This is a genomic window from Enterocloster sp. 210928-DFI.2.20, from assembly GCF_020554465.1.
Classification (GTDB): domain Bacteria; phylum Bacillota; class Clostridia; order Lachnospirales; family Lachnospiraceae; genus Enterocloster; species Enterocloster bolteae.
Genome location: NZ_JAJCHK010000044.1, coordinates 1 through 17858, shown reverse-complemented (window position 1 = coordinate 17858; position 17858 = coordinate 1). Strand labels below are relative to the sequence as shown.

Sequence of the window (17858 nt, the reverse complement as noted above, 5' to 3'; positions counted from 1 at the left end):
TGCTCTCTGTGTACTGCGTACCCTGTACCCTGTCACTGCGGACAGGACTGGACATCCAGGCGGATGCTGCAATCGGACAGATGCTCATAATTGATATCCAGGGAATAATCCACATTCACCAGCAGGCTGTCCGGTTCTTCATTTATTTTAATCCGGTTGGCCTGTATGCCTACCACCATATCGCCCAGGGGAGTGGTGTAGCATGAAAGATTCTTCTTGTTCTTCTCAAACTGCATGTGGGTGTTGGCGATTCCCTTTTTAATTATGTCCATTCCGGAAGGGGATATCTTGATTACGTTCTTGACCTTACCTGTAAAGCCTTCCATCATCTCTTCGTAGAGGATGTAATGCTTTCCATTCTTCTGATAATAATCTCCCCTTACTATCATCTCCACATCGGAGTCCTCTTCGTCTATCATCTGGATGCCACTGATTGTAATCAGCACGTCTTTTGTCATATTCCTTCCTCTTTCCCTTAAGTGTATCGTTCCATCCCATGGGCCATCAGCATATCCACCAGCTGGTCCTTTGTGATCCCTCTGGCTTCCCACAGCATGGGATACATACTGATGGCGGTAAAACCTGGCATGGTATTAATCTCATTGAATACCACTTCTCCGTCATCCTTTACAAAGAAATCCACTCTGGCCAGCCCATAGCCGTCCACTGCACGGAATATGTCCATGGCGGCCTGCCGGACTCTCTCTGCCGCCCCTGCCGGCAGCTCCGGATCCGTCACTGTCCTGGATTCTTCGTTATAATACTTGGCTTCAAAGTCATAAAACTCTGCAGCGGCCAGTATCTCTCCTACCCCGGATGCCACCACCTCCTTAAGTCCGCCTCCGAATACAGCGCACTCAATCTCTCTGCCTATGATGGTTTCCTCTACCAATATCTTGCGGTCATGACGGGCTGCCTCTGACAGTCCTGCTTCCAGGGCCTGGCGGTCATCCGCCTTTGTCACGCCCCTGGAGGAGCCTGCATTGGACGGCTTAATAAATACGGGATAGGAAAAATGCTTCTCCACCCGTTCCACCACCGATTCCATATGCACAAGCTGTTCCCTGTACACTGCCTCGTATGCTGCCTGGCGGACTCCCAGGTCATCCACGATAATCTTGGTGTACAGTTTATCCATGGACACTGCGGAAGAAAGAACCCCGCATCCCACATAGGGAATCTTAGCCAGTTCCAAAAGCCCCTGGATGGTACCGTCCTCCCCGTACAAGCCGTGAAGCACAGGGAATACCACATCCACCCTGACCTCGCGGACCGAATCTCCGTCCATAAGGAGGATGCACTTCTTCGTGGCGTCCGGCAGCAGAAGGGCTGATACAGTTTTGTCCCTCCATGTACCGTTTTTTACATCTTCCAGTGAATCTGCCTTAATCCAGTGTCCATCTTCTGTAATTCCTACAAGTAATACATCGTATCGCGTCCTGTCTATATGCTCAATGACATTGACAGCCGACATGCAGGACACAATATGTTCTGATGACTGGCCGCCAAATATGACTGCAGCCTGAAGTTTACCCATGCTAGTCTCCTTAAACTCACTTATTTTAGTGATTGTTCTACGTTTATAGTATAACATATGTGGCAATAATTACAAACAGAAATTAAAACAGCATTAACGGCCAAGGAGGTCTTAAATCATATGAAATATAAAATAAGCCTGTGCATATCCGCACTTTGTTTTTTTACTGCGTTCCTCATTCTCATGGCATCCCGTACCACCGGCGAGGAGGCCCTGGCATCCCGCATTGCCCCTGAAATCCTCCGTTTTCACGTTCTGGCGGAAAGCGACAGCACCAGGGACCAGAATCTGAAGCTAGGGGTAAAAGGGCTGGTCCTGGACTACATCCACGGCCAGGTTCCTGAGGATACGGACAAGGAGCAGCTTAAACAGTGGATAGAGGGCAACAAGACCAGCATCGAGACCATGGCACAGGACTGGCTGGCGGACCAGGGAGCCTCCTATCCAGTAAAGTTGGAATTAACAAGAGATTACTTTCCCACCAAGGCTTACGGGGACATGGTATTTCCCTGCGGCACCTATGACGCGGTCCGCATCACCATTGGCAGCGGAAAAGGCCACAACTGGTGGTGCGTGCTCTATCCCTCCCTATGCTACACCGACGCCATCCACGCAGTGGTGCCTGATTCCTCCAAGAAAACCCTGTCATCCCTGCTGGCGGAAGATGATTACGATGCCCTGTTATCCCCCCTTGACAGGACAAAACAGCCGCAGCAAAAGCCGGAGGTCCGCGTACGGTTCCGGCTCATGGATTTATTTCATAAAAAAAGCTGAGATTCTATCTTTTCTGGCTGTCCAGCATATCCTGAAGCGCCTCGTCGCTCACATCGATCCACACGTCCTCTTCCTCCGCATTCAGCCCCAGATACTGGGCCAGAGTGCGGGGGTCGTCGCTGTTATTCCAGCGGCTTACATACCGGTCTATCTCCTCAAAGGGAATTTCCCCTGACAGATACCGCTCCTTGAAGGTTTCGTCCCCCATCATTTCCTCCCCCGTGCCGGTACGGCCGGCTCCTGTTCCTGCTCCTTTATGTTGCGCGAAACCGTAATTTCCTGGTTGTCGATATGTTCCCTGGCAGCCTTCTTTGCCTCGGCTATGTTGCGGTTCTTAAGGGCATTCAGTATGTGCTCATGCTCCACCAGAAGCACCTGCCTTTTGTCCTCGTCCTTTATATATTCCAGGCGGTAGCGGTACATCTGCTCACGCAGGTTGCCCAGCATCTGCACCAGCTTATCATTGCGGGTTCCCTGGTAGATGACATCGTGATACTGCTCATCTGACTGGGCAATGCTCATGGCTTCCCCCCTGTCAATGGCGCTTTTAAAGTTACCCTGCATCCGTTCCAGTTCAGCCATGTCATCCTCCGACATCCTCTGGCAGGCCAGCTCAATGGCCAGCTCCTCCAGGGAGCGGCGCACCTCCAGCACATCCCGCAGGCTCTTCTCAGATATCTTGGCCACCTCGGCGCCCTTCCTGGGTATCATAAGCACCAGGCCCTCCAGCTCCAGCTTACGGATAGCTTCCCTGATCGGAGTCCTGCTGACGCCTAATTTTTCGGCCAGCTGAATTTCCATCAGCCTTTCCCCCGGAGCCAGCTCCCCCTTCAGTATGGCCTGCCGCAGGGTGTTGAACACCACGTCCCGAAGCGGAAGATACTCATTCATATTAACCTTGAAATTATTTTCCATTTAAAATGCCCCCTTTCCAGCATTATGCCATGTCCTGTCCATTCCTTTTCACATTAAAGAAATTGGTCAGATACACTTGTTTTGCCAGCTCCGATGCCTTGCCGAACCGCAGATCCTCATAGGCTGCCTGGGCTGCCCTTGGATTGGCAAAAAGGCCGAATACCGTCGGACCGCTTCCGCTCATCATTGCCCCCAAAGCCCCATAGTCACGCATGACCTGTTCAATCCTTGAAATGGCCGGATACCGTTCTCCGGTGACCAGCTCCAGCACGTTCCCGAACCTGCCTGCCACCTCCCGCAGATTCTGGCTGCGGATAGCATCTATCATGCCGTCTATGTCAGGATGGTCCGAAGGCGCAAGCTTCATGGCGTCCAGACTCTCGTATACCACCTTGGTGGACACGCTGATTCCCGGCTTGGCTATGAGCACCTGGCACTGGGGCATGGGAGGCAGGGGCGACAGCTTCTCGCCGATTCCCTCGGACAGGGCAGTTCCCCGCATAAGGCAGTAGGGGATGTCCGCTCCCAGGGTCACGCCCCGTTCCATCAGTTCCCCGGTGGACAGGCCCAGGCCAAACATTTTATTGACTCCAAAGAGAACAGAGGCAGCGTCCGTACTTCCTCCGGCCATGCCGGCTGACACGGGAATGAACTTGCGCAGATGGATGGACAGGCCCTGGCGTATACCGAATTCCTCCATCAGCAGTCTGGCCGCTTTATGGGCAAGGTTCTGCTCATTATCCGGCAGATAAAACAGGTTGGTCTCTATCTTGATGCCCGGCTCCTGGGTAACGTACAAATCAATCCGGTCATGAAGCCCCACGGTCTGCATGATCATCCGCACCTCGTGATAGCCGTCAGCCCGCCGTCCCAGTACATCCAGAGCCAGATTAATCTTTCCATATGCTTTTAAGCGTAAATGTTTTATCATCCGCGGACTCCCCTCTATGTACATTGTTTACATTTCTGTTTTTATAATACATTATATTGTATACAATACTTTCACTCTATTTGCAAGTGGAAATTGCAGAAAAATGCGGAAAACCGGCAGAAATTTTCCGGCCGGTTTTAATAATGGTAAGAATCAGATTATTTCCCCTTCAGATTCCGAATTGCTTCCTTCATCTCCTCATCCTCTTCTCCCAGCAAGGGGGTTGCATCTGTATGCTCCTGCTCTTCCTCCTTAGGCATGTACTTCCTGAAAATAGCAGTGAAGAAATACGAGTTTACAAAGGCAATGAGGGGCATCCCAAACAGGAATAATAACATGGCAAACTGCGGGAAATAAAACAGCCCGAAATATGTGGCTGCCGCGATTCCCAGATCAGTGGCCAGTATCCCGATAGTCTGGAACAAATGGCGCACGGACATAAAAAACGCATTGAACAGGGTCCGCTTAACCGGATTATAGAACCTGGCCTGCAGCGGAAACACATAGGTAATGATAAACAGATAAATCAAAAGCAATCCGCCGGACACCGCGGTCATAGCTGTCCTAACTGCTCCGTTTAAAGACATCTGACCTGACACAAAGAACCAGAAATCAAAGCCCAGCACGATTCCGGCCGCCAGCAGGATAAGCCATATGGCTGTTGCCTGCTTAAAGTTGCTCTTAAAAGACCGGAAAAAGGACCGTATGGTGGAATCATCCTCATCCCGCACCAGTTTTAAGGTCACATAATAGACGGCAGTGGTGGAGGCCCCGGCTGTAAACACAGGAATGGAACAGACAATCCATAAAATGTTCAGTATGATTAAGTCTCCCAGCTTTCCTATAAACCGCCACACCGGATTATCATAATTAAATATACCTTGCAACATAAGCATTCCTCTTCTTTCTGTAAATACACCTGGTGATATTCTATCATATTAAGGGGAAAATGCAAAGGGCTGCCCTGATTTCATGAAATTTTTATATTCTCCTTAAGGCCGGATGTGGTATACTTACATGAAACGGCCTGTCCGTGCAAATACAGCAGAGAGAAACGGAAGGAATGCATAAGCTATGTCCATCAGAGAAGAAGCAGAAAACGAACGGCAGAAACTGAAAAACATGTCCTGGAAAGACAGGGCCTGGTATGTGTGGGAGTATTATAAATTCCACCTCCTGGCTGTGATTCTTGCCATCGGCGTCTTAAGCACCATAGGCACCATGATATACCGCCAGACCTTTACCACCCGCCTGTCCGTGGCGATTATCAACGACCGCTCCGCAGGCGCCTCCTCCAGCGCCCTGCTGGAATCCGATCTGCGGGAATACCTGGGATGCGGCAAAAAGGACCTGATTGAAATAAACGAGGGACTGATGGTGGATTTTAATGAGGAATCCACCTCCCAGTACGGATATGCCACCCTGGCCAAAATTTCCGCCCTGGTTGCCAGCAAAAGCCTGGACGTGGTCATCGGGGACCAGTCCGCCATAGACCACTACGAGACCGTATCCGCATACCAGAACCTGGAGGAATTGCTTTCTCCTGAGCTTTATGCACGGGTGAAGGACCATATCTACCGGGCAAAGGACGGCGAGGGAAACCTTACGCCTGTTGCCCTGTCCCTGGAGGATACGGCTTTGGAAGAAAAGACAGGCATCATCATGGATCCTCCTTATCTGGCCGTCATACAAGGCTCTCCCCATAAAGAAGCTGCCATTCAGATGATTGAGTATCTGTTTCCATAAGACACGTCATTCCCAGGCCTTCCGCCACCTTGCGGGAGGCCTGGTTTTCTCTGCGGATCAGCGCGCAGAGCCGGACTCCCAGCACCTCATGGCTGTAATCCGCAATAGCCGTCACAGCTTCCGCGCAGTATCCCCGCTGCCGGTAAGGCAGGAAAACATGGTATCCCAATTCCAGCCAGGGAACAGACTGTCCCATGGAATCCAGACATTCCTCCATCTCCCTTTTAAGCCTGGGGTTGGACACTCCCGCCAGCCCCACCAGAACCTGGTCGTCCCTGCGTACCAGGGCCCATGTACCATACTCATAAAAGCCGTACTGGTTTCTGCAGTACAGTTCCAGTGTGTCTCTTAAACGGAATATGGCTTCCTGAGGTCCGTACTCCTCCTCCGGAATGTGACAGGCATCATCCGCGGTCAGCTCCCGTATAAGCAGCCTGTCTGTTCTGCATATATTCCACGGAAGCCCCAGATGGCGGCGTATCACCAGATCCAGCAGCTCGTCCGTGGCATCCTCAAAGTCCGGTATCACATAGGGAATGCCCTTTAACTCCCAGATGTCTGTCCTCTCGCTCTCAACGCCAACAACGGCCCTCCCGGCAGCTTTCGCCGCCAGAAGGGCCTCAGGTTCGTCTGATATGACTGCTGTACAGGTCTTTCCGTCTAAACAGATACTACGCTCTGTTACCATATTACCGCCTCATTGTCATATTAGCCGGGGATGCCTTCAATGACAATTCCCATCAGCACTTCTCCGGTTCCGGATAATCCACCCCAAAGGTTTCCACTGTCATGGACTTAATCTTCTGCTCCTGCAGGGGACGGTCACTGTAATCAGTCTGGACATCCGCGATTTTATTCACCACATCCATGCCCTCTGTCACCTTTCCAAAGGCTGCATATGAGCCGTCCAGGTGCGGCGATGCCTTGTGCATGATGAAGAACTGGGAACCGCCTGAGTTGGGATGCATGGCTCTTGCCATGGAAAGTACGCCCTCTGTGTGCACCAGGTCATTCTTAACGCCGTTCTGTGCGAATTCTCCCTTGATGGAGTAGCCAGGACCGCCCATGCCTGTGCCCTCAGGACAGCCGCCCTGAATCATGAAGCCATTGATGACCCTGTGGAAAATCAGTCCGTCATAATATCCTTTTTTTACAAGGCTGATAAAATTGTTCACTGTATTAGGAGCTATTTCCGGGTATAACTCCGCTTTCATTACATCTCCATTTTCCATGGTTATGGTAACTATAGGATTTGCCATTTTGTCTTTCTCCTTTTTCAATTAGAATCTTTATCCACTATAGCAAATTCTGCGGGCTTTGTCCAGCACGGCTTCACTTTATCCATCTCCTGAGGAGTAACAAACAGCGCTGCCTCCGAAAGTCCCCAGACTACCATGGAATCGCGCACCAGCTCCAGCGCATGGCAGTAGCACAGGGACAAAAGACGTGCAAACTCTTCTGTATCTCCGGCCTGCAGGCGCCGGAATGCCTCATGGCTGATTTGATTCAGCTCATTGCCTGCCCGGATTCCATTCTGGTAAAAGGAGTAATAATACCCCCAGTGAAGTATGCTGCTGACCTGCCGCAGTATAATTTGGTATGGTTCCAGGGTAAGATCTTCAATGATATGGTGCATCAGGATACTGAGGGGCACCGCATAAGGTCCTGCAAGCTCCTCCTCTATACAGTCTATCTCCTCCCTCCCGATAAAAGGCGCCGCCAGCAGGGCCGCCGGAGCGGATGCCAGGGCCATGAACTGGAGGCCGCTCAGATACATAAGGATATCCTTTTTGTGAACCTTGTTTTTCATGGACTGAAAGGCAGCCTGGTCATTAAACAGGGTCACCTGTGTTCCCTTTACATTATACGTGCGGCAGAATCCCAGACGGTTCAGCATGGATATGGACCTGCGTATGGTGGCAACGGAGACACTATACTCCTGCGCCAGAACAGCCTCCGAAGGAAGAAAGGAACCATCCTTATAGAATCCCAGTCCAATCCGGTCGATGAGGTCACGGGCAATCTGAATATAAAGGTGGTCATGCCCCTGAGCGCAATTCCATGAATATCCATTTTTCTGCTCTATGTTTCCTGTTTCAAACCTGGATTCAATCCAGTCCAGATACCTCTTTATGTCATGCCCCAGGGACCGGTACATGCGTGCAAACTGTTCCTGTATCATCCGGGTATCACCGGCAGACACTGCCTCGGCCATCCACATGGGGTCATCATATTCCCCGCAGCAGCAGGAAAAGGGCGGCGTGTACTCCGGCTCCAGGAAAAAAGGAATTCTGGAGCCAATCTCAAGGCTGGTGAATATATCCCTGAACAGCAGATTATGGGACGCATCCAGCAGATTATAAAGAGCATTGGATGAGGCCTTCCATCTGGCACGTACTTCCTTCCTTCTGTCCCTTTTCAGCCGTTTGAAATATTCCACAGCAGTTTCCACACCGCATACCTGGACAGATAATGCAAACATCCTGGGCATCAGCAATTCCATTGTCTTATAAACCGCCAGAACCGATGTCTTTCTCTGAAGCACTGCCAGTATATCGGGTATATAGTCCTCTTCTCCTGTTTTGCCGTATACGATGACAGCAGGTCTGCGTTCCTCTGTCCGTATCATTCCCTGATCCCTTAATTCCGATAGCACATCCCTAACCGTACGGATTCCCACATGGTAGGTCTCGCACAGCCGGTTCATGGACGGCAGGGCTTCTCCATATTTATAATACCCTGTCTCAATCTGTTCCCTCAGATTTTCATACAGGTAGTCATGCAGCGTCTTTTTTCTTTTCATTGCCACCCCTCCCGGACCCCCGGCATGTTCTGCCCGCCCGCTGTTCCTTATAACAGTATTATACCACGTATTAATTTCAATACTATATGTATATGTACACAAATATTGCATTGATTTATCAAATACTGTCACTTAAAATAAAACTATCAAAATTTATTGATGTTAGACTGTTATAAATATGGAGTTTACTTGGAAATGAAAAAAACAAAAGATTCTATATCAGATGATTATGAGAAACCATTATTCAGACGCGGATGGTATATAGGATTCCTTTCCCTGGTCCTGGTCTCAGTTTTTGCCCTTTCCATCCTGAATGCAGCCAAGCTTCAAATCGAGTTGGACCGCTCTACCCAGGGCTATTTAACGGATGTGACCTCCCAGTTGTCCCGCGATATCCGGGATGCCATCAATAACAAGATAACCAATCTGGTCATGACTGCTGACAGCTTTTCGCAGTTTACAGAAAAACAAGATACAGATACAATGTCAGGCTTTCTGAACCGCGCAGCCCAGATTTTGGAATTTAAACCTCTGATTTTTTTTGACAGGGAGGGCTTTTCTGTCTCCTCACAGACTGACGATGGTGAACCCCCTGTATCCCCGGAGGACTTTCTTAAGCTTCCCAGTGTCCGGGCCTCTTTTCAGGGCAGCATACAAGCCAGCTATATAGGTGGAAAAAGTATTTTTTATTCCGTCCCTGTCTATCGGGACAACGGAGTAGACGGGGTTCTGGTGGGTGTTCGCAGCAAGGAAAACATGCAGTCCCTCATTTCCTCCAAAAGCTTCAGCGGCCAGATGCTGAGCTGCATTGTGGACAGCCAGGGGCAGGTAATCATATCTCCTACGGATCTAAAACCCTTTCTGCAGCTGGGGGATATCTTTAAACAAGAAAAAAATGAAAAAATAATTACAGACATACAGAAGATGCAGCGGGATATGACAGAAAACCGCAGCGGCGTCCTGAAATTTACTGCTACCACAAAAGAAGAACTGCTTCTCTCCTATAATGCCCTTAACATAAACGATTGGTTTCTGCTTACCATCATTCCTGCCGATATCATATCCACCGGGACAAACCAATACATCCTTCAGTCCTTCATCATTATAGGGGCTACCATACTTATATTCTCCCTGTTTTTATTTGCAGTATTCCGGTTCTATAACGCCCACAAAAGGCAGCTTGAGCTGATTGCATACAGGGATCCCCTTACAGGCGGGCTTAATAACGCGGCTTTCCAGGCCAGATACAGGGAACTCTCAAAAAACATGACCCCCTGCACCTATTCCATTGTGCTTCTGAATGTCCGGGGATTTAAGATGGTCAACGAGCAGTTCGGCATCCGGATCGGCAACCAGATTCTCTCCTATATATATAAGGTGCTGAAGCAGCATCTGCGTGAGGAGCAGGATGAATTTGCGGCCAGAGGCGAATCAGACCACTTCTTCCTCTGTCTGAAGGAGTACAGCCCCGGAGCCATCCAATACCGGCTGAATGATATGATTCATGATATCAACAACTTTCATGATACGGAACTTCCCGACCTGTCCCTGTCCTTCAAGCAGGGCGCTTGCCTTGCAGACGACCCGTACCAGGAAATCACTCTTCTCCAGGACCATGCCAGGATCGCACTGCAAAGCTGCGGGACAGATTTATGCCACAGCTGCTGTTTTTATGATGAAAGCCTGATCCGGACCCTGAAAATAGAACAGGAGTTAAACGCGCTTTTTGAGGACTCCATTGAAAACCGGTATTTTCAGATTTATCTGCAGCCCAAAATCGGACTCAGAAGCGGCCGGCTGGAAGGAGCAGAGGCATTGGTGCGCTGGAATCATCCCCAAAAAGGAATCATATATCCATCTGATTTTATACCATTGTTCGAGAACAATGGGAAAATATGCCGGCTGGATCTCTATGTATTCACAGAGGTATGCGCTGCCATAGACCGCTGGAGACAGGAAGGGCTGCCGTTGATACCAGTCTCCGTCAACCTGTCCCGCCAGCATTTCCGGAATCCCAATTTCCTGGATACCTTTGCAGGAATCGCATCCAGCTTTAAGATACCCGATAAAATCCTGGAATTCGAGCTGACGGAGTCCATTTTCTTTGATAACCAGCAGATCAAGACAGTCAGAGAAACCATTCAGGAAATGCACCGCATGGGCTTTCTGTGTTCCCTGGATGATTTCGGGTCTGGTTTTTCCTCCCTGGGACTTCTGAAGGAGTTTGATGTGGACACACTGAAGCTGGACCGCTCCTTTTTCCTCAATATGTCCGGTCAGAAAGCAAAGGATGTGATTTCATGCCTGATTGATCTGTCCAGGCATTTAAAGGTAAAGACTGTGGCCGAAGGCATCGAATCCACGGAACAGGTTGATTTTCTTCGCAGCATGGGCTGCGATATGATACAGGGATATGTTTTTTCCGCTCCCATACCTCTAAATGAGTTCGAGAAGCGTTATCTCCAGGATCAGCCCTAGAATTCGGCGCGCTGCCGGTTCAACCGTTTAAGGCTCCTGCTTGCCTGCCGCCTGCAAAAAGGAGCAAGCCCTCTTTGCCCATTCACACTTCGTTCATATTTCATTCAAAAACCTTTTACACAAACAACATTATTTCTTCATGTTTAAGCTATATACTTTAAACATAGCAAACAACAAGAGTTGCTACACAAAAAACGCTTACAAGATTTTTTTCATAATACTCGAGCTGATAAGAATTTATCAGCTCTCCTCCCTTTTAAAATACTTTTTTCCAGAAGGCGTATCATCCTCAGGATGGTGCGTTTTTTCGTTTATCCGTGGTCCGGGGCAGAGCTAAATCCTGCCCCTGTTTCTTTTTTTGAATCAGGACGCTGGCCATACTCTTAGTCCCGCCTTCTTAAAAACCCCTCCGGAAGAGTTACTTCCCTGGATAAAAACAGAAGGGCTGTCAGGTTGGGGAAGGCCATGAGTCCGTTCCATATGTCTGACAGCAGCCAGACCAGTCCCAGCCTGGCCTCGCTTCCTAAAAATACAGCTGCAATAAACAAAAGAGGATATACCTTGGCAGCAAACATGTGCTGCGCATTTTCCCCGAACCCGCACCCCCCGATGAAATAGGCCGCAGCCTGCCTCCCCAGATAAAACCAGGCCATGATTGTGGCAAATGCAAATACTACCATGGAGCCGCTGACCAGATATTCTCCTATAACTCCCAGCCGTCTGCTAAAACACCAGGCCGCAAGGGCTGCTCCCTCATAAGGTATTGTCTCCGGGCTGGAACCGGTCATGCACAGGATTACCAGGGCCGTTAGGGTGCACAGGACCACGGTGTCAAAGAACACCTCGAACATGGCCCACATCCCCTGTTCATGAGGCGTTGTGCCCTCTGTGGGACCGTGGAGTACCGCCAGCGTGCCAAGTCCGGCCTCATTGGAGAATACCCCCCGCGAGATGCCGTAACGCACGCTGCGGCTGATTACATATCCCGCTGTCCCTCCTGCTGCCGCTTCAGGCCGGAAAGCGGAGGTTACCATGGATGCCAGTGCTCCGGGTATCTGTTCCAGACAGGAAAGAATCACAATCATGGAAAAGGCAATATAGATTCCGGACGCCGCAGGCACCAGTTTTTCAGCCACATTTCCGATTCTGCGGATTCCTCCCCAGGTGACCAGCACCAGAAGGCCGGTAAATATCAGTCCGCCCGCCAGGGTTGGCACATGCCAGGTGTATTCCATGGTGCTGATGGCCGAGTTGGCCTGGACCATGCTGCCCATTCCAAGGGAGCTCATCAGGCACAGGAAGCTGTACAGCACTCCCATTCCCCTAAGTCCCAGTCCCCTTTCCATGTATATAAACGGACCGCATATGTAATGTCCGTCCTTATCCCTGTACCGGTACCTGATTCCCAGCATGGTTTCCGCATAAGCGGTTATCATGCCGATCAGGGCCGATACCCACATCCAGAACAGGGCGCCTGGTCCTCCCGCTGTCAGCGCGGTTGCCACCCCTGCTATATTGCCTGTTCCCACAGTTGCCGCCAGCGCGGTGCACACCGACTGGAACTGGCTGATTCCCTTTCCTTTTCCGGTGCCGTCCTCCTTTCTGGACGCTTCTCCCGATATAAGCCGTCCTGCTGTGCGGCTCCACCAGAATAAAAATCCCCTGATTTGGAAAAAATGACATTTCAGGGTAAAGAATATACCCACCCCAAGGAATATGACAAGGGTCCACGGCCCCCACACCATCTGGTGGACCTGCTCTAATACATTCATCATCTGAACTTATCCTGCCCTGCTTACTTCTTATAAATGTCTTATTCCGAAGTTCCCCTGACTATGACCGCTGGAAGGAATTTTCTTTTGTTTCCGGCTCGCATTTCATAGTTGTTTATGATAGAATATGTAGTAGGAACTACTGCAAGAATCCAATAGAAAAGAGGTATGCCGATGCCAGGTTTTACAACACACTATGTCTTGGGCATGAAAGCATACAATGATATGCCTCAGAACAATCTGAAGTTTATCATTGCCAAGTATCGGTGGCTCTATCAGCTGGGTCTCCAGGGGCCGGACATGTTTTTTTATAACCTGCCCATCCTGCGCCATCGAGACCACCGCAATGTAGGTTCCTATATGCATGAACACCATGTCAATTACTTTTTCCGTTGCTGTTTCATGCAGCTTTCCCGAATCGGTTCCAGGCAGCAGCGTGAAGAAGGCCTGGCCTACATGTGCGGTTTTATCTGCCATTATATTGGTGACTCTATATGCCACCCCTATGTATACGGACGCATTGAATACGATGTCAATCACCCGGGGTCCTATTACCACGGACTCCACGCCAAGCTGGAGAATGACATAGACGCTCTTCTGCTTCAGAAGTACAAGAGAAAGAAGCCATCCCAGTTCAACCAGGCAGCAACCATCTGTCTGAATGGAATGGAAACCCAATTTATTTCCCAGTTCCTGTCAGACTGCATCAACGAAGCATTCTATCCGCTGAGCTATAAGAACAGGTACCAGGTCACGGCTCCTATGATACACCGCTCCATTCTGGCTCTCCGTTTTGGATGCAGGACTCTGTCTGACCCTAACAGCAGAAAAAAGGACAGGATTGCATTTTTTGAATCCCTGTTCCTCAAAAATCCGGTAGCTTCCAGCAAGCTGGTTACGGATACCGTGGAGAACCCGGCCTGGAGCCTGAACCTGCATCATGAGACATGGTGCAATCCTTGGGATAAGAGTATTGCCTCCAAGTCCTCCTTCCCAGACCTGTTCAGACAGTCCCTGGGGAAGCTGAGCACTATCTTCTACATGATCAACTCCATGCTGGAGACAGGACAGCCCTTAAAGCTGAATGCCCTTGAGAATCTTCTGTCCGAGCTGGGTAATTATTCCTACCACAGCGGACTTCCCTGTGCAGATGACTGAATGCCGCAGAACAGCGGCCAGGGCAAGTAAGTCAATAAGCAGCATAGACCCGCCAATCAAAAGAGTATTAATAAGTAAAAAGCCGCGGCTCCTTTTCCTGAGGATTCAGGAAGAAGGAGCCGCGGCTTTTTGCTGCTGGTAATTTCTGTTATTTTACGGCTTCTGTTGTTTTACAATTTCTGTCATCTTTTGGTTGATTCAATGCACGTTTTATTCGATTACCTGGTCGCCGTCCTTAATGCAGTAATTTGCATTCACGCCAAGGCGGACCATCCAGTTCTTTGTCTCCTGTGTAAGCCAGATACCGCTTCCGGATCCGCCGCCATTGTCATTATCCCACAGCCATTGGGGGGTTGGCCAGAGAGCAACGCTGGGTCTTAACGCCTTGTAGACCTCATATCCTACGCCGTTCTGTCCGTGATGGGCCACCTGGACAATATCACACTTAAGGGCGCTCAGATCATGGTCGGCCATCAGCTGCTCGCCGCCTGATTTAGCCAAATCTCCAAGGAACACGGTGTTTGTCCCATTCAGGGATACCATATAGGCCACGCTGCTGTTATTGACAAAATCATTGTTCATCTTATATGCCTGATTCAATACCTGAATCCTGGCAGGGCCTGCCTGAATAACCTGTCCCGACACAATATCACCGTGAAGGATATTCTGAGGCACCAGACCAAAGGCTCCCTTGATGTAGGCCACCATCTTGGCGACCTCAGGGTCCTTCTCAGCATACCAGCTGTCCTCTGCAAAGGAATAGTAGATGCCGTCAATGGTAATCTCTCCGTTATGCTTGTACAGAATGTCTGCCAAAGCTCCCACATGGTCTGAATCAGGGTGGGTCAGAAGCCATGCCTGGACATGACCGCCCTTCTGCTTAATCTGGTTCAGAAGATAATCCGTATTATTGGTCCAGCCACCGTCCACTACGATGAGACCGCCCTCACCTGTCTCAATGATAACCGACAGAAGCTGGGCTGCCGTGTCGTGGTTGGCCAGCATGGTGAGACGGCCGGCCCCGAACAGGGAAGTGGAATCTGTCTTGGGAGTGGTGACTTCCCCAAATGCGGCAATCTGAGCCTTGGCCTGAATGACCGGCTGGCTGGCAGCCGCTGCCTGGGATGACTGGGCTGTCTCCCCTTCATCCCTGATGATGATTTTGTCCGGGGAAGACAGCATCTGTCCCTGGGCCTTTAGCGGCTGGGAGTTGGTCATGGCCAAGCTGTCCAGATTCCCTCCGGTCATTGTCAGTGTCATGATGGCCAGCAGCCCGGCGGCGGCCTGTTTCCAGTATCTGTCAATCCTCATCCCAATATCTCCTTAATCATCTCTTTACTGAATCTGAGCCGTCAGCTCCCTCTGTTCCCCTGCCTTCATAACGTCGTTTACAAGGTATGCGCTTTCATCCCCCTCTTTGTCGTAAGGGAACACCTGAACAAGCACGTCATGCTCGTCAAAGTAACTGCCGTAGTAAGTACTGTCCGTATCCTCCGGGTCTGGCGCTTCATAATAGAAATTCTGCTCCGCAATGTAGGTGCCCACTGCCTTCAGTACTTCCTGGCCATAAACCACAGCAATATCCCCTGTGGTCTTATGGGTCACGGGAAGCAAAACAACGACCCTGTTGCTGCCGGCGTCATACTTGGCATCCAAATCCATCACATAATCAGCAAACACCCCGTAAGGCTCCAGGAACTGATCCCTGAGGTCTTCCCTTACCTCCTGCCAGTCGATGTTAATATTTTTATCAACCTCCAGGTCAGGCTGTCCGTCCCCCTGAACCACACCGTTGCTGGGAGAAACAATGTTGCTCTGGGTACAACCGCAAAGCAGGGCCGCTGAAGCTAATAATATCAATGATAATTTCTTTAATTTTCTCATGATATGGTAATCCTCCTTTTTGTCAACGTTACTATTATAGCTAAGATTACAATAATTTAACAGTCCTTTTTTCTTACAAAATTATTGATGTTTTTACAAGTTCCTCTTGATTTTTCCAGGAACTGATGATAATATGTTCAATATAATTAATTTAAATCATTTTTTGAACATCCAGGAGGATACAGCCATGAAACAAGATAAAAACCGCAGTATAGACACTCCATTAAAGAACAGACTGGACTGGGTCACAACCATCATTCCCTTTGTGACCATACTGGCCCTCTGTTCCCTGTTCATGATATTCCCGGACGCCTCATCCCAAGTGCTTGGTTCTGTGCGATTTTTCCTGGGGGACCAGTTTGGAGGCTATTATCTTCTCCTTGGGCTGGGCGCCTTAATCTGCTCCCTGTACATGGCGTTTTCGCGCTATGGCAAAATAAAGCTTGGGAATCTTGAAAAGCCGCAGTATTCCTCCTTTCAGTGGGGTTCCATGATGTTTACGGCGGGATTGGCAGCCGACATACTGTTCTACTCCCTGTGCGAGTGGATGCTCTACGCAGGCGAGCCCCATATCACGGACATGGGAGCCATGCAGGACTGGGCATCCACCTATCCTCTGTTTCACTGGGGCCCCATCCCATGGAGCTTTTACATCATTCTGGCTGTGTCCTTTGGCTTTATGCTTCATGTGCGCAAGCGGAACAAACAAAAGTACTCCGAGGCATGCCGGCCGCTTCTGGGCAGACGTGTGGACGGTGTTTTGGGCAAACTCATTGACCTGACAGCGGTATTTGCCCTTCTGGCCGGCACTGCCACTACATTTTCCCTGGCAACGCCCCTTCTTTCCATGGCCTTAAGCCGTGTGCTGGGCATACCTGAAAACAATTTCCTGACCATCGGCATCCTGGTCATCATCTGCGTTGTGTATACCATGGCCGTATACTTCGGCATGCAGGGCATTGCCAAACTGGCAGCCTCCTGCGTGTACCTGTTCTTCGGACTGCTGGCCTATTTCCTTTTGTGCGGGGGCGAGACACGCTATATCATCGAGACAGGCATCACCGCAGTGGGGAACATGGTGCAGAACTTCGTGGGCATGGCCACCTGGACCGATGCCATGCGCACCTCCTCCTTTCCCCAAAACTGGACCATCTTTTATTGGGCCTACTGGATGGTATGGTGTGTTGCCACCCCCTTCTTCATCGGCACCATCAGCAAGGGAAGGACCATCCGCCAGACTGTGCTGGGAGGTTATTTCTTCGGTCTCTCAGGCACCTTTACATCCTTCATCATCCTGGGCAATTACGGACTTGGACTGCAGATGCACGGAAAGCTGGACCTGATGGGTGTCTATGCAAAAACCGGAGATCTGTACCAGGCCATCATATCCATATTTGAGACAATGCCTGCGGCCAAGGCCGGACTGGTTCTCCTGGCCATTACCATGATTGCCTTTTATGCCACTTCCTTCGACGCCCTGACCATGGTGGCCAGCTCATACTCCTATAAGTCCCTGGGCGCTGAGGAAGAGCCTCACAAGCAGGTAAAGCTGTTCTGGGCCATACTGCTGATGCTGCTGCCCATAGCCCTGATTTTCGCGGAGAATTCCATGGCTAACCTGCAGACTGTGTCCATCATAGCAGCTTTTCCAATTGGTTTCATTATTGTCATGATTGTATGGAGCTTTTTCAAAGACGCCGGGCACTACCTGGACAAAGAGAATTCCGAAACGCGGAATATGGAATAATGTAATTGAATGGTATAACTGGATGGTATAATTAAATCGTTGCAAACATCATAAAATCAGGTTCTATACTGAATGTTGGGGTGTGCTGAAAAGCACACTTCCAACATTCTTTT

The 17858-nt window shown here is 49.9% G+C and carries 17 protein-coding genes; 5 read left to right on the top strand and 12 right to left on the bottom strand.

Annotation, left to right across the window (positions count from 1 at the left end; all coding sequences use genetic code 11):
* Positions 1–32: 32 nt before the first annotated feature.
* A complete protein-coding gene (locus LI015_RS25205) occupies positions 33–458 on the bottom strand; it encodes a DUF1934 domain-containing protein (protein WP_002568234.1) in 426 nt (141 codons plus the stop codon).
* A 17-nt stretch (positions 459–475) separates the two neighbouring features.
* Positions 476–1537: a D-alanine--D-alanine ligase family protein gene (locus tag LI015_RS25200; protein WP_002568235.1), complete on the bottom strand. Its 1062-nt coding sequence runs from the start codon at positions 1535–1537 to the stop codon at positions 476–478.
* A 120-nt stretch (positions 1538–1657) separates the two neighbouring features.
* Between LI015_RS25200 and spoIIR the strand changes: the two genes are divergently transcribed.
* Complete coding sequence (gene spoIIR / locus LI015_RS25195; protein WP_117625648.1) at positions 1658–2311, top strand: stage II sporulation protein R; 654 nt, start codon at positions 1658–1660, stop codon at positions 2309–2311.
* A gap of 4 nt (positions 2312–2315) precedes the next feature.
* Here the strand turns inward: spoIIR and LI015_RS25190 are convergent, their stop codons facing one another.
* From LI015_RS25190 to LI015_RS25175, 4 genes are all read right to left on the bottom strand, one after another.
* A complete protein-coding gene (locus LI015_RS25190) occupies positions 2316–2519 on the bottom strand; it encodes a hypothetical protein (RefSeq protein WP_002568237.1) in 204 nt (67 codons plus the stop codon).
* Positions 2519–3226 carry a GntR family transcriptional regulator gene (locus tag LI015_RS25185; protein WP_002568238.1) on the bottom strand — a complete coding sequence of 236 codons (708 nt, stop codon included), beginning with the start codon at positions 3224–3226 and terminating at the stop codon, positions 2519–2521. Before LI015_RS25185 ends, LI015_RS25190 begins: the two co-directional genes overlap by 1 nt.
* 22 nt (positions 3227–3248) lie before the next feature.
* The gene (ispE, locus tag LI015_RS25180) at positions 3249–4157 is read right to left on the bottom strand and encodes a 4-(cytidine 5'-diphospho)-2-C-methyl-D-erythritol kinase (protein WP_002577485.1); all 909 of its coding nucleotides are present in this window, start codon (positions 4155–4157) and stop codon (positions 3249–3251) included.
* Between the two features lie 158 nt (positions 4158–4315).
* Positions 4316–5047, bottom strand: a complete 732-nt coding sequence (locus LI015_RS25175) for a YesL family protein (RefSeq protein ID WP_002570247.1) — start codon at positions 5045–5047, stop codon at positions 4316–4318.
* Positions 5048–5231: 184 nt separating this feature from the next.
* Here LI015_RS25175 and LI015_RS25170 point away from each other — a divergent pair, with 184 nt between their 5' ends.
* Positions 5232–5903, top strand: coding sequence for a hypothetical protein (locus LI015_RS25170; protein ID WP_227126593.1), 672 nt, complete (start codon positions 5232–5234; stop codon positions 5901–5903).
* Here LI015_RS25170 and LI015_RS25165 read toward each other — a convergent pair.
* From LI015_RS25165 to LI015_RS25155, 3 genes are read right to left on the bottom strand one after another with little or no spacing between them, the layout of a single operon-like run.
* Positions 5842–6591, bottom strand: a complete 750-nt coding sequence (locus tag LI015_RS25165) for a GNAT family N-acetyltransferase (RefSeq protein ID WP_002568242.1) — start codon at positions 6589–6591, stop codon at positions 5842–5844. The genes LI015_RS25170 and LI015_RS25165 overlap by 62 nt on opposite strands.
* 52 nt (positions 6592–6643) lie before the next feature.
* The gene (locus LI015_RS25160; protein WP_002568243.1) at positions 6644–7162 is read right to left on the bottom strand and encodes a peptidylprolyl isomerase; all 519 of its coding nucleotides are present in this window, start codon (positions 7160–7162) and stop codon (positions 6644–6646) included.
* 17 nt (positions 7163–7179) lie between these two features.
* Complete coding sequence (locus LI015_RS25155) at positions 7180–8706, bottom strand: GntR family transcriptional regulator (RefSeq protein WP_118024096.1); 1527 nt, start codon at positions 8704–8706, stop codon at positions 7180–7182.
* Positions 8707–8901: 195 nt separating this feature from the next.
* On the opposite strand from LI015_RS25155, the gene LI015_RS25150 reads away from it, so the two are divergent.
* Positions 8902–11184, top strand: a complete 2283-nt coding sequence (locus LI015_RS25150) for an EAL domain-containing protein (protein WP_002568245.1) — start codon at positions 8902–8904, stop codon at positions 11182–11184.
* A 383-nt stretch (positions 11185–11567) separates the two neighbouring features.
* On the opposite strand, the gene LI015_RS25145 is transcribed toward LI015_RS25150, so the two are convergent.
* Positions 11568–12959, bottom strand: coding sequence for an alanine/glycine:cation symporter family protein (locus LI015_RS25145; RefSeq protein WP_002570252.1), 1392 nt, complete (start codon positions 12957–12959; stop codon positions 11568–11570).
* Positions 12960–13130: 171 nt separating this feature from the next.
* On the opposite strand from LI015_RS25145, the gene LI015_RS25140 reads away from it, so the two are divergent.
* Complete coding sequence (locus LI015_RS25140; RefSeq protein ID WP_002568248.1) at positions 13131–14114, top strand: zinc dependent phospholipase C family protein; 984 nt, start codon at positions 13131–13133, stop codon at positions 14112–14114.
* A 210-nt stretch (positions 14115–14324) separates the two neighbouring features.
* On the opposite strand, the gene LI015_RS25135 is transcribed toward LI015_RS25140, so the two are convergent.
* The gene (locus tag LI015_RS25135) at positions 14325–15425 is read right to left on the bottom strand and encodes a ComEC/Rec2 family competence protein (protein WP_002568249.1); all 1101 of its coding nucleotides are present in this window, start codon (positions 15423–15425) and stop codon (positions 14325–14327) included.
* A gap of 24 nt (positions 15426–15449) precedes the next feature.
* Positions 15450–15998 (bottom strand): hypothetical protein, encoded by a 549-nt coding sequence (locus LI015_RS25130; RefSeq protein WP_002570253.1) that lies wholly within the window; start codon positions 15996–15998, stop codon positions 15450–15452.
* A gap of 187 nt (positions 15999–16185) precedes the next feature.
* On the opposite strand from LI015_RS25130, the gene LI015_RS25125 reads away from it, so the two are divergent.
* A complete protein-coding gene (locus LI015_RS25125) occupies positions 16186–17745 on the top strand; it encodes a BCCT family transporter (RefSeq protein ID WP_002568251.1) in 1560 nt (519 codons plus the stop codon).
* The last annotated feature ends 113 nt before the right edge of the window (positions 17746–17858 follow it).

Bases quoted from the DNA above. Each gene is read 5' to 3' on its own strand.
- LI015_RS25155 (WP_118024096.1), bottom strand. From the start codon at position 8,706: ATGAAAAGAAAAAAGACGCTGCATGACTACCTGTATGAAAATCTGAGG.
- LI015_RS25200 (WP_002568235.1), bottom strand. From the start codon at position 1,537: ATGGGTAAACTTCAGGCTGCAGTCATATTTGGCGGCCAGTCATCAGAA.
- LI015_RS25130 (WP_002570253.1), bottom strand. From the start codon at position 15,998: ATGAGAAAATTAAAGAAATTATCATTGATATTATTAGCTTCAGCGGCC.
- LI015_RS25175 (WP_002570247.1), bottom strand. From the start codon at position 5,047: ATGTTGCAAGGTATATTTAATTATGATAATCCGGTGTGGCGGTTTATA.
- LI015_RS25190 (WP_002568237.1), bottom strand. From the start codon at position 2,519: ATGGGGGACGAAACCTTCAAGGAGCGGTATCTGTCAGGGGAAATTCCC.
- LI015_RS25140 (WP_002568248.1), top strand. From the start codon at position 13,131: ATGCCAGGTTTTACAACACACTATGTCTTGGGCATGAAAGCATACAAT.
- ispE (WP_002577485.1), bottom strand. From the start codon at position 4,157: ATGATAAAACATTTACGCTTAAAAGCATATGGAAAGATTAATCTGGCT.
- LI015_RS25170 (WP_227126593.1), top strand. From the start codon at position 5,232: ATGTCCATCAGAGAAGAAGCAGAAAACGAACGGCAGAAACTGAAAAAC.
- LI015_RS25135 (WP_002568249.1), bottom strand. From the start codon at position 15,425: ATGAGGATTGACAGATACTGGAAACAGGCCGCCGCCGGGCTGCTGGCC.
- LI015_RS25145 (WP_002570252.1), bottom strand. From the start codon at position 12,959: ATGATGAATGTATTAGAGCAGGTCCACCAGATGGTGTGGGGGCCGTGG.
- LI015_RS25185 (WP_002568238.1), bottom strand. From the start codon at position 3,226: ATGGAAAATAATTTCAAGGTTAATATGAATGAGTATCTTCCGCTTCGG.
- LI015_RS25125 (WP_002568251.1), top strand. From the start codon at position 16,186: ATGAAACAAGATAAAAACCGCAGTATAGACACTCCATTAAAGAACAGA.
- LI015_RS25150 (WP_002568245.1), top strand. From the start codon at position 8,902: ATGAAAAAAACAAAAGATTCTATATCAGATGATTATGAGAAACCATTA.
- spoIIR (WP_117625648.1), top strand. From the start codon at position 1,658: ATGAAATATAAAATAAGCCTGTGCATATCCGCACTTTGTTTTTTTACT.
- LI015_RS25160 (WP_002568243.1), bottom strand. From the start codon at position 7,162: ATGGCAAATCCTATAGTTACCATAACCATGGAAAATGGAGATGTAATG.
- LI015_RS25205 (WP_002568234.1), bottom strand. From the start codon at position 458: ATGACAAAAGACGTGCTGATTACAATCAGTGGCATCCAGATGATAGAC.
- LI015_RS25165 (WP_002568242.1), bottom strand. From the start codon at position 6,591: ATGGTAACAGAGCGTAGTATCTGTTTAGACGGAAAGACCTGTACAGCA.